The sequence below is a fragment of the Kitasatospora sp. NPDC004799 genome (genome assembly GCF_040609095.1).
Lineage (GTDB): Bacteria > Actinomycetota > Actinomycetes > Streptomycetales > Streptomycetaceae > Kitasatospora.
This window is the reverse complement of the sequence record NZ_JBEXJK010000016.1, coordinates 1-24,877: the sequence shown is the minus strand read 5'-3', so window position 1 is coordinate 24,877 and position 24,877 is coordinate 1. Positions and strand designations below refer to the sequence as shown.

Annotated in this window: 24 protein-coding genes; 11 read left to right on the top strand and 13 right to left on the bottom strand. The window is 74.0% G+C overall.

The features are described 5' to 3' along the window. The first annotated feature begins 111 nt into the window (after positions 1-111). The gene (locus ABZW03_RS04015; RefSeq protein WP_355251860.1) at positions 112-1,299 is read left to right on the top strand and encodes a cytochrome P450; all 1,188 of its coding nucleotides are present in this window, start codon (positions 112-114) and stop codon (positions 1,297-1,299) included. Positions 1,300-1,437: 138 nt separating this feature from the next. On the opposite strand, the gene ABZW03_RS04010 is transcribed toward ABZW03_RS04015, so the two are convergent. Together ABZW03_RS04010 and ABZW03_RS04005 are read right to left on the bottom strand one after the other, a co-directional pair. Beyond that, a complete protein-coding gene (locus ABZW03_RS04010) occupies positions 1,438-2,142 on the bottom strand; it encodes an N-acyl homoserine lactonase family protein (protein WP_355251811.1) in 705 nt (234 codons plus the stop codon). 58 nt (positions 2,143-2,200) lie between these two features. Beyond that, a complete protein-coding gene (locus tag ABZW03_RS04005; protein WP_355251808.1) occupies positions 2,201-2,659 on the bottom strand; it encodes an Lrp/AsnC family transcriptional regulator in 459 nt (152 codons plus the stop codon). A gap of 288 nt (positions 2,660-2,947) precedes the next feature. On the opposite strand from ABZW03_RS04005, the gene ABZW03_RS04000 reads away from it, so the two are divergent. From ABZW03_RS04000 to ABZW03_RS03990, 3 genes are read left to right on the top strand one after another with little or no spacing between them, the layout of a single operon-like run. After that, positions 2,948-3,577 carry a LysE family translocator gene (locus ABZW03_RS04000; RefSeq protein WP_355251805.1) on the top strand — a complete coding sequence of 210 codons (630 nt, stop codon included), beginning with the start codon at positions 2,948-2,950 and terminating at the stop codon, positions 3,575-3,577. Positions 3,578-3,599: 22 nt separating this feature from the next. Continuing rightward, the gene (locus tag ABZW03_RS03995) at positions 3,600-5,162 is read left to right on the top strand and encodes a CoA transferase (RefSeq protein ID WP_355251802.1); all 1,563 of its coding nucleotides are present in this window, start codon (positions 3,600-3,602) and stop codon (positions 5,160-5,162) included. Positions 5,163-5,214: 52 nt separating this feature from the next. Beyond that, positions 5,215-5,850 carry a DUF6461 domain-containing protein gene (locus tag ABZW03_RS03990; protein ID WP_355251799.1) on the top strand — a complete coding sequence of 212 codons (636 nt, stop codon included), beginning with the start codon at positions 5,215-5,217 and terminating at the stop codon, positions 5,848-5,850. Positions 5,851-5,952: 102 nt separating this feature from the next. On the opposite strand, the gene ABZW03_RS03985 is transcribed toward ABZW03_RS03990, so the two are convergent. Next, complete coding sequence (locus tag ABZW03_RS03985; protein WP_355251796.1) at positions 5,953-6,552, bottom strand: DUF308 domain-containing protein; 600 nt, start codon at positions 6,550-6,552, stop codon at positions 5,953-5,955. A 254-nt stretch (positions 6,553-6,806) separates the two neighbouring features. Between ABZW03_RS03985 and ABZW03_RS03980 the strand changes: the two genes are divergently transcribed. Beyond that, positions 6,807-8,639: an NAD-binding protein gene (locus tag ABZW03_RS03980; RefSeq protein WP_355251793.1), complete on the top strand. Its 1,833-nt coding sequence runs from the start codon at positions 6,807-6,809 to the stop codon at positions 8,637-8,639. Between the two features lie 135 nt (positions 8,640-8,774). Here ABZW03_RS03980 and ABZW03_RS03975 read toward each other — a convergent pair whose 3' ends face one another. The 3 genes from ABZW03_RS03975 to ABZW03_RS03965 form a co-directional block, all read right to left on the bottom strand. After that, positions 8,775-9,560 carry an enoyl-CoA hydratase gene (locus ABZW03_RS03975; protein WP_355251790.1) on the bottom strand — a complete coding sequence of 262 codons (786 nt, stop codon included), beginning with the start codon at positions 9,558-9,560 and terminating at the stop codon, positions 8,775-8,777. Positions 9,561-9,687: 127 nt separating this feature from the next. Then, complete coding sequence (locus tag ABZW03_RS03970; protein WP_355251787.1) at positions 9,688-10,773, bottom strand: enoyl-CoA hydratase/isomerase family protein; 1,086 nt, start codon at positions 10,771-10,773, stop codon at positions 9,688-9,690. Positions 10,774-10,938: 165 nt separating this feature from the next. Beyond that, positions 10,939-11,673 (bottom strand): TetR/AcrR family transcriptional regulator, encoded by a 735-nt coding sequence (locus tag ABZW03_RS03965; RefSeq protein WP_355251784.1) that lies wholly within the window; start codon positions 11,671-11,673, stop codon positions 10,939-10,941. A gap of 98 nt (positions 11,674-11,771) precedes the next feature. Here ABZW03_RS03965 and ABZW03_RS03960 point away from each other — a divergent pair, with 98 nt between their 5' ends. Beyond that, entirely contained in the window at positions 11,772-12,551 is a 780-nt protein-coding gene (locus ABZW03_RS03960; RefSeq protein WP_355251781.1) for an SDR family oxidoreductase, read from the top strand. 98 nt (positions 12,552-12,649) lie between these two features. Here the strand turns inward: ABZW03_RS03960 and fahA are convergent, their stop codons facing one another. The 5 genes from fahA to ABZW03_RS03935 form a co-directional block, all read right to left on the bottom strand. Then, positions 12,650-13,870 (bottom strand): fumarylacetoacetase, encoded by a 1,221-nt coding sequence (fahA, locus tag ABZW03_RS03955; protein ID WP_355251778.1) that lies wholly within the window; start codon positions 13,868-13,870, stop codon positions 12,650-12,652. Further along, on the bottom strand, positions 13,867-14,787 hold the full coding sequence (locus tag ABZW03_RS03950; protein WP_355251775.1) for a hypothetical protein: 921 nt from the start codon (positions 14,785-14,787) through the stop codon (positions 13,867-13,869). Before ABZW03_RS03950 ends, fahA begins: the two co-directional genes overlap by 4 nt. Beyond that, positions 14,784-15,986 (bottom strand): cupin domain-containing protein, encoded by a 1,203-nt coding sequence (locus tag ABZW03_RS03945; RefSeq protein ID WP_355251772.1) that lies wholly within the window; start codon positions 15,984-15,986, stop codon positions 14,784-14,786. The genes ABZW03_RS03950 and ABZW03_RS03945 overlap by 4 nt, the downstream gene beginning before the upstream one ends. Before the next feature lie 121 nt (positions 15,987-16,107). Beyond that, positions 16,108-17,322, bottom strand: coding sequence for a 4-hydroxyphenylpyruvate dioxygenase (gene hppD, locus ABZW03_RS03940; protein ID WP_355251769.1), 1,215 nt, complete (start codon positions 17,320-17,322; stop codon positions 16,108-16,110). A 229-nt stretch (positions 17,323-17,551) separates the two neighbouring features. Further along, positions 17,552-18,913, bottom strand: a complete 1,362-nt coding sequence (locus ABZW03_RS03935; RefSeq protein ID WP_355251766.1) for a phosphoribosyltransferase family protein — start codon at positions 18,911-18,913, stop codon at positions 17,552-17,554. 328 nt (positions 18,914-19,241) lie between these two features. On the opposite strand from ABZW03_RS03935, the gene ABZW03_RS03930 reads away from it, so the two are divergent. From ABZW03_RS03930 to ABZW03_RS03915, 4 genes are all read left to right on the top strand, one after another. After that, positions 19,242-19,658, top strand: a complete 417-nt coding sequence (locus ABZW03_RS03930) for a hypothetical protein (RefSeq protein ID WP_355251763.1) — start codon at positions 19,242-19,244, stop codon at positions 19,656-19,658. After that, entirely contained in the window at positions 19,655-20,065 is a 411-nt protein-coding gene (locus ABZW03_RS03925; RefSeq protein WP_355251760.1) for a hypothetical protein, read from the top strand. The genes ABZW03_RS03930 and ABZW03_RS03925 overlap by 4 nt, the downstream gene beginning before the upstream one ends. Positions 20,066-20,099: 34 nt before the next feature. Further along, positions 20,100-20,765, top strand: coding sequence for a hypothetical protein (locus tag ABZW03_RS03920; RefSeq protein WP_355251757.1), 666 nt, complete (start codon positions 20,100-20,102; stop codon positions 20,763-20,765). Positions 20,766-21,022: 257 nt separating this feature from the next. Then, entirely contained in the window at positions 21,023-21,733 is a 711-nt protein-coding gene (locus ABZW03_RS03915) for a response regulator transcription factor (RefSeq protein WP_355251754.1), read from the top strand. Positions 21,734-21,793: 60 nt separating this feature from the next. Here ABZW03_RS03915 and ABZW03_RS03910 read toward each other — a convergent pair whose 3' ends face one another. Together ABZW03_RS03910 and ABZW03_RS03905 are read right to left on the bottom strand one after the other, a co-directional pair. Next, positions 21,794-23,509: an acyl-CoA dehydrogenase family protein gene (locus tag ABZW03_RS03910; protein ID WP_355251751.1), complete on the bottom strand. Its 1,716-nt coding sequence runs from the start codon at positions 23,507-23,509 to the stop codon at positions 21,794-21,796. Between the two features lie 110 nt (positions 23,510-23,619). After that, positions 23,620-24,174: a PadR family transcriptional regulator gene (locus ABZW03_RS03905; RefSeq protein WP_355251748.1), complete on the bottom strand. Its 555-nt coding sequence runs from the start codon at positions 24,172-24,174 to the stop codon at positions 23,620-23,622. A 212-nt stretch (positions 24,175-24,386) separates the two neighbouring features. Between ABZW03_RS03905 and ABZW03_RS03900 the strand changes: the two genes are divergently transcribed. Continuing rightward, positions 24,387-24,833 carry an SPW repeat protein gene (locus ABZW03_RS03900; RefSeq protein ID WP_355251745.1) on the top strand — a complete coding sequence of 149 codons (447 nt, stop codon included), beginning with the start codon at positions 24,387-24,389 and terminating at the stop codon, positions 24,831-24,833. The last annotated feature ends 44 nt before the right edge of the window (positions 24,834-24,877 follow it).

Here is a 24,877-nt window from a genome sequence, read left to right as displayed (position 1 = left end):
CCCGAGTCCGCAGGCCCGGCCGAGCCGTCCGCTGAGCCGTCCGCCGAGCGGTCCGCCGAGCCGTCCGCCGGGCCCGAGGCCGCCGACCTCGCCGACCCCCGCTTCTGGCAGCTGCCCGCCCCCGCCCGTGCCGCCGCCTTCGCCGAGCTGCGCAGCCGCCCCGGCCCGGTGTACTTCGGCGACCGCGCCACCGGTCGCGGCTTCCACGCCCTGGTCCGCCACGCCGACGTGGTCGAGGCCAGCCGCAACCCCGCCGTCTTCCTGAGCGGCCCGGGCGTGACCACCCCCGCCCCGGCCCGCTGGGTCCGGGTGCTGTTCGGCGACTCGATGGTCAACCTGGACGACCCCCGCCACGCCCAGCTGCGCCGGATCGTCTCGCGGGCCTTCACCCCGCGGCTGCTCGACCGGGTCGAGGAGGACGTCCGCCGGATCAGCGCGGAGCTGGTCGACCGGATCGAGCGGGAGCGGCCGGAGGACTTCGTGACCGCGGTCGCCGCCGAGCTCCCGTTCCAGGTGATCTGCACCATGATGGGCATCCCGGAGCGGCCGCGCCGCACCATCCTCGACCTGGTCAACCGCAGCTCCGAGGACATCGGCGTGGCCCGCCCGCTGCGCCGCCGGCTCCGGGCGCCCGGGCGCGGGCTGCGGGCGCTGGCCCGGATGCAGGGCATCGTCGCCGGGGTCGGCCGCCAGCGCCGTCGCCGACCGGAGGAGGACCTGATCTCCGCGCTGGTCACCGCGGACGTGGACGGCCGCCGGCTCACCGGGCGCGAGCTGGGCGCCTTCTTCAGCCTGCTGCTGGTCGCCGGGGTCGAGACCACCCGCAACGCGCTGGCCCACGGCCTGCACCTGCTGACCGTCCACCCCGAGCAGCGCGACCTGCTGCTCGCCGACCTCGACGGGCGGCTCGGTGGCGCGGTGGACGAGATGATCCGCCACGCCACGCCGATCATCCAGTTCAACCGGACCCTCGCCGTCGACCACGAGCTGGGCGGCTCCGGCGGCCCGCTGCTGCGCGCGGGGGAGAAGGTCGCGCTGTTCTACGGCTCGGCCAACCGCGACGAGGAGGTCTTCCCCGACCCGGACGCCTTCGACATCACCCGCACGCCCAACGCCCACCTCGGGTTCGGCGGCGGCGGTCCGCACTACTGCCTCGGCGCGCACCTGGCCCGGCAGGAGATGACGGCGCTGTTCCGCGAGCTGTTCACCCGACTGCCCGAGGCGCGGTCGGTCGGCGAGCCGCAGCTCGTCCCGTCCAGCTTCGACCACCGGGTCCGCTCGCTGCGCTTCACGTTCTGAAGCCCCTGAAGCCCCTGAAGCCCCTGAGAGCTCGTGAGGGCTCGTGAGGACCCCGGACACCTCCTGAGGGGGCAAGGACCTCCTACGGGAACAGCACCTCAGGGTGACCGGGGCTCCCGCCGCCACCGACCGATCCGCCTAGTCGTCCGACTCCCACACCGCGTGGTCGTGCGCGAACAGCACCCGGTGCAAGCCGTACTCCGCCACCCGGTCCAGCCAGGGCCGGTACCCGGGCAGCGGCGGGGCCACGCCCTCGCGCGCCGCCCGCCGGGCGAGCACCGCCTGCCCGTACTCGGAGGCGAAGTCGTACGCCTGCCCGGCCAGCAGGACTGGCCCGCCCGGGCGGTCGACCAGCAGCGACTGGTGGCCCCCGGTGTGGCCGGGCGTGGGCAGCACCCGCACGCCCGGCCACACCTCGGCCTCGCCGTCGAGCTCGCGGTACTCGGCGCCGGGGAAGTCGACCAGCGCGTCGATGGTGTACCCGCCGCGCCGGGCGGTGGCCAGCTCCTCCGCCTGGACCAGGACGGGCGTGCCGGCGAACAGCGGGTTGCCGCCGCAGTGGTCGAAGTGCAGGTGGCAGTTGACCACCAGGTCGATGTCGGCGACGGCGACCCCGGCCGTGGCGAGCGCCTCCGGCAGCGGCCGGCGGACCGGGCGGTAGTGGGCCTCGGTCTCCGGCTCGCCGCCGCCGATCCCGGTGTCGAACAGCAGCAGCCCCTCCGGACGCCGGACCAGGTACCCGAACACCGGCTCCACGCGCGGCTCCGGGCCGCCCACCTCGCTGGCCGGCCGGACGAAGTACCCCAGGTCGAGACGGCGGATCACGCGCAATTCAGCCCCCATGTCGCAGTGCGTCGCTCTGCCCCCGTACGGGTGGCCGCGCGGGCCCCCGGTTCGCACCCTACCCGCCGACCGGCAGCCCCCGGTCGGGCTTCACCTGCTTCATCGTCAGGTGCGAGTTGACCTGCGCGATCCCCGGCAGGCCGGAGAGCACGTCGGTGATGAAGCGCTCGTACGCGGCGATGTCGGCCACCGCGATCCGCAGCAGGTAGTCGGGCTCGCCGAACAGCCGGTGCGCCTCCACCACCTCCGGCAGTTCGGCCACCCGGCGCTCGAACTCGGCGACCGTCACCTGGTCCTCGTGACGCATGGTGATCGTCACGAAGGGCTGGAACCCGCGCCCGACCGCCGCGCCGTCCAGCACCGCCCGGTAGCCGCGGATCACGCCGTCCTGCTCCAGCTGGCGCACCCGGCGCAGGCAGGGGGAGGGGGTGAGGTCCACCCGGGCGGCCAGCTCGGTGTTGGTCAGGCGCCCGTCCTGCTGGAGCTCGCGGAGGATTCTGCGGTCGATTCGGTCCATGGCGCAATATTCTGCCAAAACGCCGCTCCGACCAGCACGAAGTCGCCATCGCGTGCCAGCCCCGTCCGGCTACCTTCAGTGACCGTACCGGCCACCGGAGATCCCGGCCCGCCGCCGGGGCACCCCGGCGACCGCCGGACCGCCCCCGGCCGCGTACCGGAACACCTCCAGCCGACCACCGGAACACCTCCGGCCGACCACCGGACACCCCCGGCCACCCGACCGGGGCACCCCGGCCGAACCGCCGGACCCACACCGCGACGAGCACGACAGGCCACGCCCACGCCCATGGACACCCACGCCCTCCTCCTCTTCCTCGGAGTCGACCTGCTGCTGGTCTGCACCCCGGGCCCCGACTGGCTCTACATCGCCGCCCGCGGCCTCGGCCAGGGCCGCCGTGCCGCGCTGACCGCGGTCGGCGGGGTCTGCGCCGGGTACGCCGTCCACACCCTGCTCTCCAGCGCCGGACTGGCCGCCGCGCTGCGCGCCGTCCCGGCCGCCCTGCCCGTGCTGCGCCTCACCGGCGCCGCGTACCTGCTGGTGCTGGCCGTGATGATGCTGCTGGCGCTGCGCAAGGGCGGGGGCGCCTCCGCCCTGACCGCGCCCAAGCCGCAGCCCACCGCGACGGTGCTGCGCCAGAGCATGCTGACCGCGCTGCTCAACCCCAAGGGGCTGCTGCTCTACCTCTCGCTGGTGCCGCAGTTCGTCGACCCGGACGCCGCGCTGCCGGTCGGCGGGCAGGTGCTGGCGCTCGGCTCGCTCAACGTCCTGGCCTGCGCGGTGGTGTACGGGCTGGTCGCGCACGCCAGCGGGCGGCTCGGCGGCCGGTTCGGCGGCACCCCGCAGGCGGCCCGCCGGATGACGGTGGTCTCGGCGGTGCTGCTGATGCTGGTGGCGGGCGTCACGGCGACCGCCTGAAAACGGGAGCACAATGCCGGGCATGACCGATCGTCCGTTGCCAGAAGGAACCGCTGGAACCACCGGGACTGCCGGAAGCACCGACAAGACCAGAACGACCGGCACCACCGGCCGCGTCGACCGCCCGACCGCCCACGCCTGGGCGGCCCTCGGCGGGCCGCCCGAGCTGCTGGAGCGGGTGGGCTTCCAGGGCCCGGAGGACGTCCTGCCCTCCGGTCTCCCGGTGCGCCGGCTCGCCCGGGCCACCGTGGCCGTCTGTTCGCTGGCCGCCGCCGAACTCGCCGCCCACCGTGCCGGCGCCCCCGTCCCCGCCGTCCGGGTGGACCAGGGTGCGGTCGCCACCGCCTTCGTCAGCGAGCGGCACCTGACGGTCGACGGCCGCACGCCCGTCACCTTCGCCCCGCACTCCGGCTTCTGGCGCACCGCCGACGGCTGGGTGCGCACCCACGCCAACTACCCGCACCACCGCACCCGGCTGCTCGCCGCCCTCGGCCTCGCCGCGGACGCCGGGCCCGAGCAGCTCGCCGAGGTGCTCGGCAGGCTGCCGGCCGAGCGGATCCAGGAGCGTGCGTACGCGGCGGGAGCGCTCGCGGTGGCCGTCGCGCCGGTGAGCCCGGCCGTGCACCCCCTCGTGGAGCACCGGGAGATCGGCGGCGCCGCCGAGGCCGCGCCGGTCCGCCCGCTCGGTGCGGTGCCGGTGGACCGGCCCGCCGCCGGGGTCCGGGTCCTCGACCTCACCCGGGTGATCGCCGGACCGGTCGCCACCCGCACCCTCGCCCTGCTCGGCGCCGACGTCCTGCGGGTCGACTCGCCCCGGCTGCCGGAGGCCGACGACGCCCACGCCGACACCGGTTTCGGCAAGCGCTCCACCCGGCTCGACCTGGCCGCGCCGGCCGACCGCGCCGTCTTCGAGGACCTGCTCGCCACCGCCGACGTCGTCGTCACCGCGTACCGACCCGGCGCCCTCGACGCCTACGGCCTGGGCCCCGAGGCGCTGTTCGCCCGCCGCCCGGACCTGATCCTCGCCCAGCTCTGTGCCTGGGGCTGGACCGGCCCCTGGGCCGGACGGCGCGGCTTCGACAGCCTGGTCCAGGCGGGCGTCGGCATCGCCGCCCACGAGACCGTGCACGAGATCGCCCGCGGGACCGCCCACGAGACCGCCCGCGAGTCCGCTCACGAGTCCGCCCGCGAGTCCGGCGACAGGACCGGCCCGGATACCGCCGCCGAGGGACGCCCCGGCGTGCTGCCCGCCCAGGCCCTCGACCACGGCACCGGCTACCTCATGGCGGCCGCCGTCCTGCGCTCCCTCACCGACCAGCGCACCCGCCGCCCCGGCGGCCGTCACCTGCGCTTCTCCCTCGCCGGCACGGCCTCCTGGCTGCTGCACGGCATCGACCCGGAGGCGCCGCAGGCCGCCCCGTCCGAGCCGTACGCCCCCTACGAGCCCTCCCGCTGGCTGGCCGAGACCGACTCCGCGTACGGGCGGCTGCGCCACGCCCTGTCGCCGATCGGGTACGAGGGGGCGCCCGCCGACTGGTCGCGCCCGCCCGGACGCTGGGGGACGGACGAGCCGGTCTGGCTCTGACGACGGGCCCCAGCACGGGGTGGTGTCCGAGGTGTCTGGCAGCATCGCCGGCATGACCGCACACGCCACCGACTACACCTGGTTCGACGAGCGCTACCCGGACCTGGGCCAGGCCTACTGCCTCACCCAGGTCCAGGGGCTCTCGGCCGACGAACTGCTGCGCCGCTTCGACGCCCTGCCGGGGAGCGACGCGGTCGGCCTGGCCGCGGTGATGGTCCGAGAGGACGCCTACGAGGACGCGGAGGACGAGGAGGCGGGGGCGCTGTTCGACCTCGCCGAGGACCGGCTGATCGTCGCGGTCACCGAACTCGACGGCTGGGCGCTCGCGATCGAGCCGAACGGCTACCTCGGCACCCTGGACACCGTGATCCCCAGGCTCGGTGACGGCACCCGGTTGGTCTCGCACTTCCGCAACGTCAACGCCGTGGACCACTTCCACTGGTGGGAGCACGGCGTCCGACGGCTGCACTTCGAGCCGCTCTTCCCCGACCAGCGGGACGGTACGGACGCCGAGGCGCCCGGCATCCCCGAGCTGCTGACCGCCTGCGGCTTCGACCTGGAGACGGAGACGCACGACCTGTGCGGCGAGGCCGCGTTCGCGCTCGCCGAGCGCCTGACGGACGTCCGGCTCGGCCCGGAACGCCTGGAGGCCGCCACCTTCCGGATCGGCTACGCGCCGCGCCCGTAATCCATCAGGAAGGGGCCGGAGGCGGGTGGCTCCGAGCGGACGGTGACGGCCTCGGCGACGTGACGGCCTCCGCGACGTGGCGGCCCGTGGCAGCCCGTGCGGTCAGACCCCTGACGGGATCCGCTTGGCCCGGCCCCGGACCTGGAGCGCCGTCACGATCTCGACCAGGCCCAGGATGACCAGCCAGCACCCGGCCAGGACGGTCAGCGCGGTGATCGACCCGACCGGCCACACCATCAGCAGCACGCCGGCCACCGTGTTGGCCGCGCCCGCGAAGGCCTGCCAGCCGCGGGCGGGCATCATCGGGTCGGAGAGCGCGGCGGCCAGCTGGGTGATGCCGCGGAACAGCCAGCCGATCCCGATCCAGAGCGCGAGCAGCAGCAGCGACTGCACCGCGCTGCGGAAGCAGAGCAGCCCCAGCAGCACGCAGATCGCGCCGCTGATGAAGGCCAGCACCCGCAGCGCGGTGGTGGAATGGGTGCCGAACGCGGCGACCAGCTGCACGATGCCGATCACCAGCAGGTAGAGGCCGAACAGCACGCCGACCACGAGGAGCGTCTCCCGGGGCCAGGCGAAGACCACGATCCCGAGGGCGAGCGAGGCGAGTCCGGCGGCCAGCAGGACCTGCCAGGCGGCCTTGGCGAGCAGTCCGAGCGGGCCCTGGACCGGGGTCCCGTCGGGGGTGATGATCGGAGAGACCACGGTGGCGTACTCCTCGGGCTGGGGCCGGACGACGGACGACGTTCGGGCCGTGCGACGGTCGTGCGAGGTACGACGTGCGAGGTGCTGGTCGTGCGACGCGGGAGGGTCGGGTCGGCCGGCTGGCGGGCAGGGAACGAACCCCAGCCTCTCCGCGCCACCGCGGGACCGCGCGCCGGATGCGGCCGTTCGGGGGATCCGCCGCGGTCGCCGGAACGTCATCCCCCGGACACCTTCCGTCGATACCGTCCGTCGGTATGACTTCTGAAGGGTGGGGGACCCCTCCGGTCGAGCCGATCAGCCAGCACTACATCGTCTGCGGGGGCAACGCGCTGGCGCACCGACTGGTCCTGGAACTCGTCGAGCACTACGGGGTGCCGGTCGTCGTCCTGGTGGCCGACCGGACCCGTGACCACGCGCCGCAGATCGAGCAACTCGACGGCGTCGCGGCGGTCGTGGAGTACGCCAGCGTCACCGAGGAGGCGCTGCGCGCGGTGTCCGTCGGCACCGCGCGCGGTCTCGCCCTGGTCGAGGGGAGCGACCAGGAGAACATCCACGCCGCGCTCAGCGCCCAGAACCACAACCCGGACATCCGCATCGTGTTCCGGATGTTCAACCAGCGGCTCGGCGAAAACATCGAACGGCTGCTCAAGAACGGCGCCGCGCTCTCCGGCTCCGCCACCGCCGCCCCGGCCTTCGCCTCCGCGGCGCTCGGGCGGCCCAACTCGGTGGAGATCGACGGGCGTTACCTGCACGTCGCGTACGACGACGACATCACCGCCGACCGGCTCTGCATGGTCGCCGACCACATCGACCGGCAGGACCTCGGCAGGATCCGGCTGCTGCCCGAGCAGCGGGGCGACTCGGCCGAATTCGTCGAGTTCGCCCAGAAGTTCGGCGGCAACGAGCCGATCCCGCCCGGTGGCGTACGGCGCGAACCGGTGCCGCAGGGCGACCCGGCCGCGCAGGAGGACCCGGGCGGCCGGGCGGCGCTCCAGGTGCTGCGGATCGAGCCCCGGGTGCCGATCGGCTGGCGGCGGCGGGTGCGCTGGCGGCTGCTCGACACCATGCGCTTCTTCACCAGCGCCCGGATGCGGCTGGTGCTGCTCAGCGCCCTCGCGGCGGTGCTGCTGGCCTTCGGGGTGCTCTGGTACCTCAACCGGAACTTCGGCTGGACGGTCTACATCACGCTGCTCGACCTGGCCGGCGCCGCCCAGCCGGACCAGCTCTCCGACCTCGCGGACGGGACGGGCACCGGCGGGTTCTGGCAGCGGGTCGCCCAGGTGGTGATCACCGTCTGCGGGATCACCTTCGCGCCGGTCGCCACCGCCATCGCGGTCGAGGTGCTGGGCTCCGGGCGGCGCGGGCAGCCGCGCAACCCCGGGGCGGGCACCCGGGACCACGTGATCGTCGTCGGCCTCGGCAACGTCGGCACCCGGGTCGCGACCCAACTGCACGGCATGGGCGTGCCGGTGGTCTGCATGGAGCGGGACCCGCAGGCACGCGGCATCGCCGCCGTACGGGCCCTGGGGATCCCGGTGGTGCTGGGCGACGGCCCGTTCGAGCAGCAGCTGCGCCGGGCCCGGCTGAAGCACAGCCGGGCGCTGGTCGCGGTCAGCGGGGACGACGCCACCAACCTGGAGGCGGCCCTGGAGGCGCGCCACGGCAATCCCGAGGTCCGGGTGGTGGTGCGGCTGTTCGAGGACGACTTCGCCGGCCACTTCTACCGGACGCTGGACAACGCGGCCTCCCGGTCGGTGTCCTACCTGGCCGCGCCCGCCTTCGCGGCGGCGCTGATGGGACGCGAGGTGCGCGGGACGCTGTCGGTGCTCCGGCACGTGCTGCTGATCGCCGAGCTGACGGTGGAGGACGGCAGCGGGCTGATCGGGCTGAACCGGCACGACCTCGAGGACCCGGGCGGGGTCCGGGTGATCGCGGTGCGCCTCGCCCACGGCGATCAGCTGCAGTGGAACTTCCCGGACCGCACCCGACGGCTCGCCCCGGGGGACCGGATCGTCGTCGCCGCCACCCGCAGCGGGCTCGCCCGGCTGAACACGGCGGCGGTGGAGGAGGAGAAGGAGGAGGGCTGAGGGCGGCGGCGGGGGCGCGGCCGGCGGACAGAGTTCGGCGGACAACGTTCAGCCGACACTGTTCAGCTGACAGATGTCAGCTGACAGATTTCATCATCTGAAATCTGTCAGCTGTCATTCGTCGGCCCACCGCCGTCAGCGGTTCCGGAACTCCGGCGGGCGCTTCTCGGCGAAGGCCGCCATGCCCTCCTTCTGGTCCGCCGTGGCGAAGGCCGCGTGGAAGAGCCGGCGCTCGAAGCGGACGCCCTCGGCGAGCGTCGTCTCGAAGGCGCGGTTGACGCTCTCCTTCATCATGATCGCCGCCGGGGCGGACATCGCCGCGACCGTCTCGGCGGTGGCCAGCGCCTCGGACAGCAGCTGGTCCGCCGGGACGATCCGGGAGACCAGTCCGGCCCGCTCGGCCTCCTCGGCGCCCATCATCCGGCCGGTCAGGCACAGCTCCATGGCCTTCGCCTTGCCGACCGCGCGGGTCAGCCGCTGCGAGCCGCCGATGCCGGGGATGACGCCGAGCTTGATCTCCGGCTGCCCGAACTTCGCGGTGTCCGCCGCCAGCAGGATGTCGCACAGCATCGCCAGCTCGCAGCCACCGCCCAGCGCGAACCCGGCCACCGCCGCGACGACCGGCTTGCGCAGGGCGCCGAGCTGGTCCCACGGGCCCAGCCAGTCGTCCAGGTAGACGTCCGGGAAGCGGTTGCCCTGCATCTCCTTGATGTCGGCGCCGGCCGCGAAGGCCTTCTCCGAGCCGGTGATCACCAGACAGCCGATCTCCGGGTCGCGGTCGAAGGCGGTCGCGGCGGCGACCACCTCGTTCATGAGCTGGGTGTTCAGCGCGTTGAGCGCCTTGGGCCGGTTGAGCGTGATCAGCCCCACCCGGCCCTTGCGCTCGACCAGGATCGTCTCGAAGGTCTCGGTCTCGGTCATCGCCGTTGACTCCCATTTCCGCTGCTCGGCGCCCGTGGGCGCGCCCTGACCACCCAACGATCCACGACACGCCCCGCCTCGCGCCAGTCTTGGTATGCGAGACACCGGTCACCAGCTCGCGGCGAGGTCAGGCGAGGCCCAGCTCGTCGCCCGCGCGCGGGGCGAGGAAGCGGGCGACGTCCGCCTCCGTCACCTCGGCGAGCGTGCCGGGCTTCCAACGGGGGGTGCGGTCCTTGTCGACCACCTGCGCGCGGATGCCCTCGACCATGTCGTGGCTCTCCAGCGCGGCGCAGGAGATCCGGTACTCCTGGTCGAGCACCGCCTCCAGCGAGGGGAGCGTACGGGCGCGGCGCAGCGCGGCCAGGGTGGTCTTGACGGCGGTGGGGGAGTTCGCCAGGACGGCTTCGGCGGCCTCCTTCGCCGCCGGGACACCGGAGTCGAGCAGCCGGTCGACGATCTCCTCGACCGTGTCGGCCGCGTAGCAGGCGTCGATCCAGGCGCGCTGGTCGGCCAGTGCGGCGGGCGGCGCCGGCTCGGCCTGCGCGGCGACGAGGCCGGTGACGAGGGCGGCGACCTCGGCGGCGGTGCTCCCGGTCGCCGTGGCGGTGCTCCGGCCCAGGGCCTCCAACAGGCCGGGGATGCGCGACGAGGGCACGAAGTGGTCCGCGAACCCGCACAGCAGGGCGTCGCCCGGCCCCATCGAGGCCGCGGTGAGCCCGAGGTGGGTGCCCAACTCGCCCGGGGCGCGGGCGAGCAGCCGGCTGCCGCCGACGTCCGGGGCGATGCCGATCCGGGTCTCCGGCATCGCGACGGTGGAGCGCTCGGTGACGATCCGCACCGAGCCGTGGGCGGACACGCCGACCCCGCCGCCCATGGTGATGCCGTCCAGCACCGCGACGTACGGCTTCGGGTAGCGGGCGATCAGCGCGTTCAGCCGGTACTCGTCCCGGAAGAACGCCCGGGTGCCGGCCCCGCCCGCCTTGGCGTCGTCGTGCATCGCGCGGATGTCGCCGCCCGCGCACAGGCCGCGCTCGCCCGCTCCGGTCAGTACGACGGCGCGTATCCGGTCGTCCGCGGCCCAGGCGTCCAGGGTGGTGCGCAGCGCGGTGACCATGCCGTGGGTCAGCGAGTTGAGCGCCCGTGGACGGTTCAGCACGAGCCGTCCGACGCCGCCGTCCAGGAACGCCTGGACCTCCGCCACCTCTGTGCTCATCGGGCCCGCTCCCGTTCCTCGGTGATGTCGACGTCGTCCACCGGTCGTCCTCGTCCGGTCGTCCGGCCGCTAGTCCCGGCCGGTCGCCGTCGCTTCCCGCTGCTCCTGGCCGGCTGCCGCCGGAACCCCGGCGTCCACCGTACCGGGGGCGGCCGGGCGCGGTGATCACCGGGCCGGGGGCGGGGCGGTGCGGCCGAGGGCGCAGGGCCAGGCGCGCAGGGCGAGTTCGGCGGTGCGGGCCAGGTCGGCGGCGGGGGCGCCGTCCCGGGCCTGCTGGGACATCCCCTGCAGGACGGTGCCGAAGTACCCGGCCAGCGCCTTCGGGTCGGCGCCGGGCGGCAGTTCGCCGTCCTCCACGGCCTGGCGCAGCCGGGCCTCGAAGGTCCGCAGGTTCCCGTTGCGCAGCTCGCGCAGCTGCGCCTGGACGCCGGCGTCCTGCGGGGTGACGTTGGTGGCGGCGGAGATCACCAGGCAGCCGGCCGGATGGGACGGGTCGGGGTAGACGGCGGCGGCCTCGCGCAGGATGCGGGCGAAGGCGCCGTACGCGGTGGGCTCCTCGGCCAGCGCGACGGTCACGAACGCGCCGACGGGGGAGCGGCCGTACTGGCGGACCACCTCCTCGAACAGCGACCGCTTGTCGCCGAAGGCCGCGTACAGGCTGCCGGGGCGGATGCCCATGGCGGCGGTGAGGTCGGTGACGGAGGTGGCCTCGTAGCCGAGCTGCCAGAACAGCCGGGTGGCCGCGGCCAGGGCCTCGGCGCGGTCGAAGGCCGGCGGGCGGCCGCGCCGGGGGCGGCGGGGGGCGTCGGCCGCCGAGGCCTCGGCGGCTGCGCCTGCGCGCGCCGCGTCTTCGGGTGCCGCGTCGTGGGGTGCCGCTGTCGCCGGGTTCGCCTCGCTCATGCGTCGAATTTTAGAGCAGTCACTCAAGAAGTGTGTGCTAGCTTCTTTCTTGAGCGATCGCTCAACAATCATTCGGCTGCGACGGAAGGGGCTCGGCCATGGGCGCGGGCGCGTACGGACTTCAGGGCAAGGTGGCGCTGGTCACGGGCGGCAGCAGGGGGATCGGGCGGGCCATCGCCCGCCGGCTCGGGCGGGACGGCGCCACCGTCGCCGTCGGCTACGCCCGGGACGGGGCGGCGGCGGAGGAGGTGGTGGCCGGCATCCGCGCCGACGGCGGGCGGGCGTTCGCGCTGCACGCCGAACTCGGCCGGCACGGCGACGCGGCCGCGCTCTGGGCGGCCTTCGACGCCGGGATCGGGGCGCACGCCCCGGACGGCGGGGTGGACATCATCGTGAACAACGCCGGGATCGGGCGCAGTTCCGACCTCGAGTCGCTGACCGAGGAGGACTTCGACGCGGTGTTCGCGGTCAACGTCCGGGCGCCGTTCTTCGTGGTGCAGCACGGCCTGAAGCGGCTGCGGGACGGTGGCCGGATCGTCAACGTCTCCAGCGGTGCCGCCCGGCTGGCGATGCCCGAGATCATCGCCTACGGGGCGACCAAGGGGGCGCTGGACACCTTCACCCTCAACCTCGCCAAGCAGCTCGGCCCGCGCGGGATCACCGTGAACTCGGTCGCGCCGGGCATCGTGGACACCGACGTCAACGCGGGCTGGCTGCGCGGCAACGCGGAGGCCGAGGCGTACGCGGCCTCGGTCGCCGCGCTCGGCCGGGTTGGGCAGCCGGAGGACATCGCGGACATCGTCGCCTTCCTCGCCTCCGACGACGCCCGCTGGGTGACCGGGCGGGTCGTGGACGCCACGGGCGGGGCGGGGCTGTAGGGGCGGGCGGGCGCGCCAAACAGATAACAGCTGACAGATGATGAAATCTGTCAGCTGTTATCCGTCATCCGTCATCTGTCATTCGTCGGCGGTGGCCCTCAGCCCCGCACCCGCCCCGTGACCTCGCCGAACCCGATCACGGCACCGTCCGGCCCGGGCGCGGTGGCCGTGATGGTCACCTCGTCGCCGTCCTCCAGGAACGTCCGGGTCGTCCCGTCCGGGAGCTTCAGCGGCTCCTCGCCGTTCCAGGTCAGCTCGATCAGCGCACCCCGGGTGTCCCGCTCCGGCCCGCTGACCGTCCCCGAGGCGAACAGGTCGCCGGTGCGCAGCGAGGCGCCGTTGACGGTCATGTGGGTCAGCTGCTGCTGCGCCGTCCAGTACATGGTGGCGAACGGCGGCCGGGAGACCGGGTGCCCGTTCAGCCGGACCTCCATCGCCAGGTCCAGGCCCCACGGCTCGCCGCCCCGGTCGTCCAGGTACGCCAGCGGCTCGACGTCGCGCTCCGGCGGGGTGACCCGGGCGTGCTCCAGGGCCTCCAGCGGGACGATCCACGGTGAGACGGAGGTGGCGAAGGACTTGCCGAGGAACGGGCCGAGCGGCACGTACTCCCAGGCCTGGATGTCGCGCGCCGACCAGTCGTTGAGCAGGCAGACGCCGAACACGTGCTCGCGGAAGTCGTCCAGCACGACCGGTCGGCCCAGCTCCGACGGCGTGCCGACGACGAAGCCGACCTCGGCCTCGATGTCCAGCCGGCGTGACGGCCCGAAGGTTGGCGCGGCGTCGGCGGGCGCCTTGCGCTGCCCGAACGGCCGCACCACCGGCGTGCCGGAGACCACGACCGTGCCCGCCCGCCCGTGGTAACCGATCGGCAGGTGCTTCCAGTTGGGGGTGAGCGGCTCCGACCCCGGGCGGAAGATCCGGCCCAGGTTGGTGGCGTGGTGCTCCGAGGCGTAGAAGTCGACGTAGTCGGCGACCTCGAACGGCAGGTGCAGCTCCACCTCGTCGGCCGGCACCAGGGCCGGCGACAGCGCCTCGCGGAAGGACTCGTCGGTGAGCCAGGCGGTCAGGTCCGCCCGCACCCGGGTCCAGACCGGACGCCCCGCCGCCATCAGCGGGTTGAGCGAGTCCGCGTCCAGCAGCGCCGACGGCGAGCCGGCCGCGCGGGCGGCCGCCCCGGCGTCCAGCACGAAGTCCCCGACGCGCACACCGATCCGGCGCCGCCCGGGCCGGTCGGCGGCGGTGAAGACGCCGTACGGCAGGTTGTGCACGCCGAACGGCGAGTCCTGAGCGCTGGCGAGCCAGCTGCGGGGGGTGGTCAACGGTCCTCCTGGTGCAGTGGACTGGGCGACGACAGCAGGCCGAGCGCGGCCAGGTCGCCCAGGGGCTCGGCGATGCTGCAGGTGCCGAACGCGGTGAACGAGTTGCGGATCACCGTAACCTGACGATCCGTCAGGGCGCGCACCGCCTTGGCCAGCACTGCGCCGTCGCGCTCCGCCAGCACCGCCGCGGCGGCGGCCCGGTCGGTCTCCTGCGCGGCCAGCAGCACGTTCAGGAAGCCGTGGTGCTCGAACCCGGTCTCCCGGTCGGTGTGCCGGACGGCGTTGTGCAGCCCGGCCGTGCACTTGTACGGCAGTCCGCGCCGCGCGCAGCCGGTGAGGAAGGCGGCCAGCTCGTCCTCGTCCGGGAACGCCTCGGCGACCAGCCCGCCGGTGCGGAACTTCGCCCGGTACGGGCTGTCCACCAGCACGTCCAGGACGGCGTCCAGGTCGTCCCCGCGCAGGAGTTCGCGCGGCAGTTCGACGGCGGCCGGGACGTCCGGCGGCAGCAGCCGGTCCAGCGCGGCCACCGCCTCGGCGGCGTCCCGGGTGGCCAGCTCGACGCCGGCCAGCGCGAAGGGCGCGGCGGCGGCGAGCGCCGGGGCGAGCTCGGTGCTGCCCCCCGGCAGCACCAGCCCGACTCTGAACGGCCCGTCGCCCGCCGCCGCCGTGCCGCCCTGCCCCTGCGCCGCGGCGACCGCCGTGGCCAACTCGCCCAGCCGGCCCGCCCCGCAGAGGAAGGGGCCGACCGCCTCGGCGTACCAGGCCGCGCGGTGCACCCGGTGCGCGGGCACCGCCTCGGCCACCGGCAGGTTCCCCGGCGGGAACACCGCGGCGTCGTCGAACAGTTCGCGGAACAGCTCGGGGATCACACCGGGAACCGTGCCGGGGCTGGTGCCCTCCGAAGGCAGTGTGCTCATCGCCCGGGCCCCCGACCGGCCCAGGTCCAGGCGTAGCCGGCGTCCTCGCTCGCCCGGCCGCCCTCGCCGAGCTCCAGCGGCCGGAAGGTGTCCACCATGACCGCCAGCTCGTCGAAGAACTCCGCGCCGATGCTGCGCTCGTACGCCCCCGGCTGCGGCCCGTGGGTGTGCCCGCCCGGGTGCAGCGAGATCGAGCCCTGGCCGATGCCGGAGCCCTTGCGGGCCGCGTAGTCGCCGCCGCAGTAGAACATGACCTCGTCGCTGTCCACGTTGGCGTGGTAGTACGGCACCGGGATCGCCAGCGGGTGGTAGTCCACCTTGCGCGGAACGAAGTTGCAGATCACGAAGCCGTTGCCCTCGAACACCTGGTGGGCCGGCGGCGGCTGGTGGATCCGGCCGGTGATCGGCTCGAAGTCCCGGATGTTGAAGGCGTACGGGTACAGGCAGCCGTCCCAGCCGACCACGTCGAAGGGGTGGTGCGGCACGGTGTAGCGGGTGCCCGCGATCCCGTTCGGGCCGCGGTGCTTGACCAGCACGTCGACGTCCCCGGGGGCGTCGACGACCAGCGGGCCGACCGGTCCCCGGAAGTCCCGCTCGCAGTACGGCGCGTGCTCCAGCAGCTGCCCGTACTTGGACAGGTAGCGCTTCACCGGGGTGATGTGGCTGTTCGCCTCGATGCAGTACGCGCGCAGCGGCTCGTCGCCGGCCGGCACCCAGCGGTGGGTGGTGGCACGCGGGATGATCACGTAGTCGCCTTGCCCGACCTCGATCGAGCCGAACACCGTCTCGACCGTGCCGGAGCCGGACTCCACGTACACGCACTCGTCGCCGAGCCCGTTGCGGTAGAGCTCGCTCGGGGCCCCGGCGGCGACGTACGAGATCCGCACGTCGCCGTTGCCGAGGACCAGCCGGCGGCTGCCGACGACGTCCGCGGACTTCCAGTCCTGGTCCGCGAACAGCTCGTGCAGCTTGAGGTGACGGGGGAGGAGCGGGTGGTTGGGCACCGTGGACTGGTCCGGCAGCTCCCAGGGCACCGCGTTGACCACCGCCGAGGGGATGCCCCGGTGGTAGAGCAGCGAGGAGTCCGAGGAGAACCCCTCCTCACCCATCAACTCCTCGTAGTACAGCCCGCCTTCGGGAGTGCGGTGCTGGGTGTGCCGCTTGGGCGGGATGCTGCCCAGCTGCCGGTAGTACGCCATCTCCGTGGTCCTCCTCGACCGTTCGTCAGAGATCCGTTCGTCGGAACCCCGCGACGGATCCCGTCGTCGGAACCCCGCGACGGAGCCCGCGACGGAGCCCCTCGTCAGAGCCCGTCGACGCTCACAGGTTGCCGCGTCGGTCCTGCTCGCGCTCGATGGACTCGAAGAGCGCCTTGAAGTTGCCCTTGCCGAAGCCGAGCGAACCGTGCCGCTCGATGAACTCGTAGAAGACGGTGGGGCGGTCGCCGATCGGCTTGGTGAAGATCTGCAGCAGGTAGCCGTCCTCGTCGCGGTCGACCAGGATGCCGCGCTTCTTCAGCTCCTCGATCGGCACCCGGACCTTGCCGATCCGCTCGCGCAGCTCCGGGTCGTCGTAGTAGGCGTCCGGGGTGGCGAGGAACTCCACGCCGCGCGCCCGCAGCACGTCCACGGTGGTGAGGATGTCGTTGGTGGCGAGCGCCATGTGCTGGCAGCCGGGGCCGGTGTAGAACTCCAGGTACTCGTCGATCTGGGACTTCTTCTTGGCGACGGCCGGCTCGTTGAGCGGGAACTTCACCCGGTGGTTGCCGCTGGCGACGACCTTGGACATCAGCGCGGAGTACTCGGTGGCGATGTCGTCGCCGACGAACTCGGCCATGTTCACGAAGCCCATGACGCGGTTGTAGAACGCCACCCACTCGTCCATCCGGCCCAGCTCGACGTTGCCGACGGCGTGGTCGAGGGCCTGGAAGAGGCGCTTGGGCGAGCCCTCCGGGTGGGTGACCCTGCTCTCCGCGACGACGTAGCCCGGCAGGTACGGGCCGTGGTAGCGGGAGCGGTCGATCAGGGTGTGGCGGGTCTCGCCGTAGGTGGCGATGGCCGCGCGGCGCACGGTGCCGTTCTCGTCCGAGACGTCGTTCGGCTCCTCCAGCACGGTGGCGCCGGACGCGCGGGCGTGCTCGATGCACTTGTCGACGTCCGGGACCTCCAGGGCGAGGTCGACGACGCCGTCGCCGTGGCGGCGGTGGTGGTCCAGCAGCGGGCTGTCCGGCTGGACGCCGCCCTTGATCACGAAGCGGCAGGAGCCGGAGCGGAGCACGTACGCCTTGCGGTCCCGGCGGCCGGTCTCCGGGCCGGAGTAGGCGACCAGCTCCATGCCGAACACGACCTGGTAGAACTGGGCCGTCTGGGTGGCGTTGCCGACCACGAAGACCACCGCGTCCTGGGCGGTCACCGGGAACGGGTCGGTGGCCGCGTCGTGCTCGACGAGGCCGACGAGGCGGCGCAGCTGGTCGGCGTCAAGACCGGCCTCGCGCTCCTCGGGGGTCAGCTCAAGGGCGTGGGTCTGCGGGGTCATCGCTCGTTCCTCCACTTCGGGCCTCGCCGTCGAGGCTTCCGCTGGATCGCGACCGCACCGAACGGGTGGGCGGTGTGGTTGCGGAGAGCTTGCTCTTGTCGGGGTCGTTGGGCAACAGGTCGGATTTTCACTGCTCAATGTGTACAAGCTGATCAGAAAATCCTGCTGTCAGCTGCGCAAAATGCGCTGCCGACCGGGGGTGATGCCCGAAGACTGCGCAATGGGACGGTCACGCACTCCCGGGGCCGGCGGGGCGCGGGAGGTGGCGCAGGAACCAGTCCGAGGCCAGCTCGGCGACCCGGTCCAGGGCGCCCGGCTCCTCGAACAGGTGGCTCGCGTGCGGCACCACCGACAGCGCGCTCTCGCAGCGCAGCCGGCTCCGGGCCCGCCGGTTGAGGTCGAGCACGGTGGGGTCCAGCGAGCCGACGACGAGCAGCGTGGGGGCGCGGACCCGGGCCAGCGTGTCGGGCGCGGCGAGGTCCGGGCGGCCGCCCCGGGAGACCACGGCGCGCACGGCCGGGCCCAGCTCGGCGGCGGTGTGCAGCGCGGCCGCGGCGCCGGTGCTGGCGCCGAACAGGCCGAGCGGCAGGCCGCGGGTCTCGGGCACGGCGGCGTCCGGGCCGTCCTCCGCCGCGCCCAGCCGCCGGGCGACGGCGGTCAGCCGCCCGCCCAGCAGCGCCACGTCGAACACGTTCCGCCGGTCGGCCTCCTCGGCCTCGGTGAGCAGGTCGAACAGCAGCGTGGCCAGCCCGGTGCGGTTCAGGTACTCGGCGACGTGCCGGTTGCGCGGGCTGTGCCGGCCGCTGCCGCTGCCGTGCGCGAAGACGACGACCCCGCGCGCGCCGGCCGGCACCGTCAGCCGGCCCGCGAGGCGGACCCCGGCGACGGGCAGCAGCAGCTCGCGGTCGGCCCCGGCCGAGCCCGCGGACGGGTTGCCGCGGGCCTCGGCCAGCAGCCGCAGCACCTCCTCGTCCTCGGTCTGCGAGAAGTCGGCGTAGAACTCGCCGATCGCGTAGAACGGGGACGGTGTGTCGACGCAGACCAGCTCGTCGGCGACCTCGTCCAGGCGCTCGGCCCAGTCCACCGGCGCGACCGGCACCGCGAGCACTACCCGGGCCGCGCCGCGCGCCCGGACGATCCGGCAGGCCGCCCGGGCGGTGGACCCGGTGGCGATGCCGTCGTCCACCACGACCACGGTGCGTCCGCGCAGGTCGGCGGGCGGCCGGTCGCCCCGGTAGCGGCGGGCCCGGCGCGCCAGTTCGGCGCGCTCCAGCCGCTCCACCTCGGCCAGTTGCTCGTCGGTGACCGCGGAGAACCGGATCACCTGGTCGTTCAGGACCCGGATGCCGTCCTCGCCGATCGCCCCCATGCCGAGCTCGGGCTGGTAGGGAACGCCGAGCTTGCGGATCACGCAGATGTCCAGCGGGGCGCCGAGCGCCGCGGCGACCTCGGCGGCCACCGGCACGCCGCCCCTCGGCAGCGCCACGATCACGGTGTCGGGGCCGGCCAGGTGGCCGAGCCGGGCGGCCAGCCGACGGCCTGCCTCGGTGCGGTCGGCGAAGCGGGTGAAGTGGGTTCCGGTGACGTGCATGACACGGCCTCCGGTTCCACCGTACGTCGTTCCGGTCGGCGCGGGGCGGTCCCGGGCGGTCCCGGGCCGGGCCGGGCGGGGCCGCGTGCGGTGGGGGCGCACGTCGGGGCGCAGGCCGGGGCCGGGCCGGGCGTGACGGCGCGGGCCGGGGCCGGGCCGGGCCGGGATCGCGGGTGGGAGCGGTCCGGGATCCGCCCGGGATCGCGGCCGGGATCGGATCGGGAGCCGGACGGGACGACACCCCCGTGCGGCCGGGACAACGGGCGGCGCACGGTGGATCGCAGAGGCGGACCGCAGAGCCCGCCCGCGACCGGAAGGAGCGCCCGTCATGTCGGGCACCGTCATCACCGACCTGCGCCGCCGAGGCGCCGTCGACCCCGGCCGCCTGCTCGCCGGACCGCTGCGCGGCGTCGGCCTGCAAACCCTCGACCCGGGCCGGAGCACCGAGGTGGCCGCCGACGGCGTCGAGCACGCGCTCTACGTCACCGCCGGCTCCGGGCTCGCCGAACTCCCCGAGGACGCCGTGCACCCGGACCACCCGGAGCGCGCCGACGCCGGCCTGCCGCTGGTCGAGGGCACCGCGCTCGTGCTGCCGCTCGGCTCGCGGACCGTCCTGACCGCCGGGACGGCCGGGCTGGAGTACTTCCACGCCCTGCTCGCCGTCCCCGCCATCGCCACCCACCCGTCCGAAGCCTCTCCCGAAGCCTCTCCCGAAGTCCCTCCCGAAGAAGGTGACCCCAGGTGATCGTCACCACCGACACCGGCGCGGCCATGGTCGTCGTCGGCCCGAACGGCGAGCGGGTACGGATCCGCTCCCTCGCCCGGAGCCCGATGCTCGCCAGTGCCTGCGAGGCCTTCGACCACCTGCGGCTGAGCCCGGGAGCCCACCACGTCCTCCCGGGCCGGCCCGATACCGAGACCGTCCTGCACGTGCTGCGCGGCGCCACCGTCGTCGGCCAACTGTCGGACGAGCCGGACCACTTGGCCTCCGAAGGCGACCTGCTGCTGGCCCGCCGCGGCCGCACCCTGCACCTCGAAGCCGGACCGCTCGGCGCGGAACTGCTCTGCCTGACCCTCGTCGTCCCCCGGCACCGCGCCGGCACCCGGGCCGCCCTGGCCCGGCGCCGCGCAGCCCGTCGGGACCGGCCCTGACCGGTCCCGCCAGTCCTCGTCGGAGGAGCCCCTCGTGATACTCGTCCCCGCGGCCGTCCCGCGCACCGCGCCCGCGTTCCAGCGGCTGATCGACCCGGAGCAGCGGCCGGGCGTCCGTGCCGGACTGACCGTCGAAGCGCTGCCGCCGGGCGTCCGGGTCGAGCAACTCCCTTACGAGTCCGTCGAGTCGGTGACCGTGGTGCTCTCCGGCCGGCTGTTCGCGGCCGGCCGGGTCCTCTCCCCGGGCGAGGCGCTGCACCACCGGCCCGGCACCTCCTGCCGGATCTCCGCCGTCCGTGGCGCGCCGACCGCCGTGCTCACCGTCCGGCCCACCCCGCGCCGGGTCGCCGTCCCGGCCCAGCGGTCGGACTCCGCCCCCGGGTCGAACTGGCGGCAGGTGGAGGTGGGCGCCGTGCGGCTGGACCCGGACGGCACCTGCGGCCCGTACGCGGACCGGGCCGCCGACGCCTTCCTGGTGCTCCTCTCCGGGGCCGCGGTCTTCCTCGGCGAACTCGGCGAAGTGCCGTTGCTGGCAGGCGATCTGGTCTACGTCCGGGCGGGGGAGCGGTACGGCCTCCGGGCCGGCCGGCGTGGACCGGTCACCGCGGTGCTGGGCCGCGTCGGCGCGCCCGGCGCGGTCCTGGGGCCGGAGTGGACCGGCAGGCCCGCGCGCTCGGGGCGGGCCGGACCGCAGGGCTGAGCGCGCGGCGCCATCTCGCGGACGGGCCGGGCCGGACGCCGGACCGCCGGGTGGACCGGGTGGACCGGGTGGGGCCCGGTCCCGGCGGCCCGGCGTCCCGGGCGCCTGGGGCGCCGGTCTCGCCGACGTCCCGGAACGGCCGGACCGTCCTGGCCCGGCCGTTCCGGCCGACTCGGAAGGGTCCGGCCCCGACACGCTGAGGACTCCACGAGCACGTCACGGAAAGTCACGCGATCGCCGCTGATAGTGTCGACCGGGTGGATGAAGAACAGCCGGTGGAGCCCGCAGACCCGGGTGGCGCCACGCCCGTCCGTGTGCTGATCGTCGACGACCACCCGCTCTTCCGGGAGGGCCTCAGGGCGGCGCTGGAGAGCGCCGAGGGCGTCCTCGTGGTCGCCGAGGCCGAGCGGGTGGCCGACGTGCCGGAGGCGGTCGCCCGGCACCGCCCGACCGTGGTGATCATGGACCTCTCGCTGCCCGACGGCTCCGGACTGGAGGCCGTCCGGCAGCTCGCCACCCAGGAGTCGCCGCCGCCGGTGCTGATGCTGACCATGTCGGACGACAACGGGAACCTGCTCGCCGCCCTCCAGGCGGGCGCGCGCGGCTACCTGGTCAAGGGGGCCGGGCGGGAGGAGGTGCTGCACGCGGTGCGGACGGTCGCGGCGGGCGGCGCGGTGTTCGGCGGCGAGGTGGCCGGTCGGATCACCGCCCTGCTGGCCGGCGCGAAGATGCGCGAGGCGGGGCAGCTCTTCCCCGACCTCACCGCCCGCGAGGCCGAGGTGCTGGACCTGGTCGCGCGCGGGCTGGACAACCGGCGGATCGCCCGGGAGCTGGTGGTCGCGGAGAAGACCGTCCGCAACCACATCACCCACATCTTCGAGAAGCTGCACGTCGCCACGCGCGCCGAGGCGGTCGCCCGGGCCCGCGACATGGGCCTCGGCGACGACCGGGGCACCCCGGAGAGGTGAACCGGGGGTGCCGGCCCGCCGACCGGCACCCCCGGGGTCTCGTCCTCAGGGCTCTCGTCCTCAGGGCTGCATCTCGTACGCGCCGGAGAGCGCCTCGACCTGCGCCCAGACCCGGGCGTCCCGCTCCGGGTCGGCGACCGGGCGGCGCACGTTCGCCAGCGCCCAGGCGGCCTGCTCCTCGGTGGCCGAGGCCTTGCCGTGCAGCTCGGTGGCGTGCGCGGAGAAGTCCCGGACCAGCGCGTCGAAGATCCGGTCCAGCACGTCGCCGCCGTGCTCGGAGGCGGTCAGGCCGGTCAGCTCGGCCTGCTCCAGCACCAGCTGGCCGTAGACGATCAGCGCGAACAGCTGGCCGATCTCCAGCAGGAAGTCCAGGTCCGCCTGCTGCTCCTTGCTCGGCGCGTTCTCCAGCAGCAACGCGCAGAAGCCGTCGGCCTGTTCGCGGAAGCGGGCGACGTTGGGCAGCCCGGCGTGGCGGTCGTAGGCGGTGCGCCAGTCGTGGAAGCGGATCGCGCCGAGGCCGCGGGCCGGGCCCTGCTGGAACAGGAAGGCGTCGTCGGCGGCGTCCAGGCGGGTCGGCACCGGAGCGTAGTCGGCCGGGGCGAACAGGTAGTTGCCCATGAACTTGAGGATCAGCGCCAGGTTGACGTGGACGGTGCCCTCCAGCTTCGGCAGGCCGCGGATGTCCTTCGCGGCCTTGTCGAAGTAGGTGTCCGCCTCGAAGCCCTTGGCTGCGATGACGTCCCACATCAGGTCGATGACCTTCTCGCCCTCGGTGGTGACCTTCATCTTGGTCATCGGGTTGAACAGCAGGTAGCGGCGGTCCTCGGCGGAGGCGGTGCGGAAGTAGTCCACGGCCCGCGCGCTGAACAGCTTCATCGCCGCCAGGCGGACGTAGGCGTCCGTCAACTCCCGCTTGACGTGCGGGAAGTCGGTGACCCGCTTGCCGTACAGCATCCGGTTGTGGGCGTGCGTGACGGCCTCGTACATCGCGTGCTCGCAGATGCCGATCGAGGCGGTGCAGAGGTTGAACTTGCCGACGTTGACGGTGTTGAGCGCCGCGTCGAAGGCGGCCTGGCCGGTGTGCAGCACGTCCTCGGCGCGCACCGGGTAGTCCTCCAGGCGGAACTCGCTGACGTACATCTGCGCGTTCACCACGTTCTTGACCAGGTGGTACGCGTCGTGGCGGCTGTCGGCGGCGAAGAAGACGTAGCCCTCCGGGCCCTCGACGTCCGAGCGGCGGCCGAACACCGAGACCAGGCCGGCCACGTTGCCGTTGCCGATGTAGTACTTGGAGCCGGTCGCGGTGAAGCCGCCCTCGCCGTCCGGGGTGAGGATCATGTCGGTGGAGTAGATGTCGGCGCCGTGGGTGCGCTCGGACAGGCCGAAGGCCATCACGTGGCCCTCCGCGAGGAGCCGGGCGGCGCGGGCGCGGACGGCCTCGTTCTCGCTCTGCCAGACCGGGCCGAGGCCCAGGATGGTGACCTGCCAGGTGTACCAGTAGCCGAGGCCGTAGAAGCCGAGGATCTCGTTCAGCTCGGCGATCCGCGCGGTGTCCCAGCGCTTCTCGGGGTCGGCCGAGGCGGGGGTCAGGAACTCCGCGAACAGGCCCTCCTTCGCGGCGAAGTCCAGGAAGTCGGCGTACCAGCTGCGGTCGATGTAGGTGTCGATCAGCGCCTTCTTGCCGCGGGACTCGAACCAGTCCACCGTCGCGCGCAGCAGTCGGCGGGTCGGCTCGTCGAACTGTGCGGGGTCGTAGCTGCGCGGGTTGAAGAGCATCGAGGGGCTCCCGGGGGTCGAGGGTGTGAGGAGGGCGGGGCGGCGGGCCGGGCCGGTCGGTCAGCCGGTCGGTCGGCGCAGCCGGTCGGGTCGGCCGCTGGGACTGCCGGTCAGGTCGGCCGGTTGGCGGCGAGTCGGCGCAGGGTGGCGAGCACGTCGTCGAGCCAGGCGAGGGTCATCCGCTCGTACTCGATCCCGCCGCGCAGCACCACGTGCTGCAGCTGCTGCCGGGCGTCGAGCGCGGTCGCGTCGGGGAAGTCCCGCTGCTCGCCGTGCAGGTAGCGGGCGAGCAGGGCGGCGTGGCCCTCGCGGTGCCGTTCGACCTCGGAGACCAGCGCGGCCGGGTCGTCGAAGGCGGCGGCCCGGATCTTGACCGCGAGCTCGTGCCGGACGGTCTCCGGCTCGACGGGCTCGCGCAGCCAGGCGGCCAGTGCGGCCCGTCCGGCCTCGGCCGCCGAGTAGACCTTCTTGTCCGGTCGCCCGTCCTGGGGGACCTCCTGCGCGGCCACCCAGCCGTCCGCCTCCATCCGCCGCAGCACCCGGTAGATCTGCTGGTGGGTGGCGGTCCAGAAGCGCCCGATCGAGCGGTCGAAGCGCCGGGCCAGCTCGTAGCCGGAGCCGGGCTGCTCCAGCAGCGAGACGAGGATCGCGTGCTCCAGTGCCATGGTCCGCATCCTGCTATGCAACGAGTTGCATAGGCAATGGCGCCCCCGACGGTTGAGACGCAGGTCACCGGCGTGATCGGATGGTTATCTACCATTCCTGGCCATCGGGTGCAAAACGTTAGATAAGCGCCAGAATGGGTACGGGGCAAGCGCCTTACCGGTTCCGACCACAGGAGGTGGTATCGGTGGCAACCCATATCCCGACGACGGGCATGGAGCACCATCCGGACATCGTCGAACTGCGCGAACGCTACGAGCGGGTCACCTCGACTCCCCGCGCCCAGGCCGTCGAGGCCCTGGCCGTCCTGGCCGGTCTCTTCCTGGCGGCATCGCCGTGGATCGTCGGCTTCACCGCGTTCAGCACCCTGACCGTGACCTGCCTGATCGTGGGTCTGGCCTACACGGCCCTGATGGCCGGCTACGGCTCGGCCTACGAACGCACCCACGCGCGGGCCTGGGCGGCCGCTGCGCTGGGTGTCTGGACGATCATCTCCCCGTGGGCCGTCTCCGGGTCCGTCGCGCACGGCAAGAACATCGTGACCTGCGTCATCGTGGGCGCCGTGATGTTCCTGCTCGGCCTCGCGGCGATCTCGATGGCGACCATGACGTCGAACGGAGCGTCGATGCGGCGCGGCCGGGCCGGCCGCGCCAAGGGCTGATCCTCCCCGCAGCCCGTGCCGGGGCGCGGAGGGCGCGACCGCCC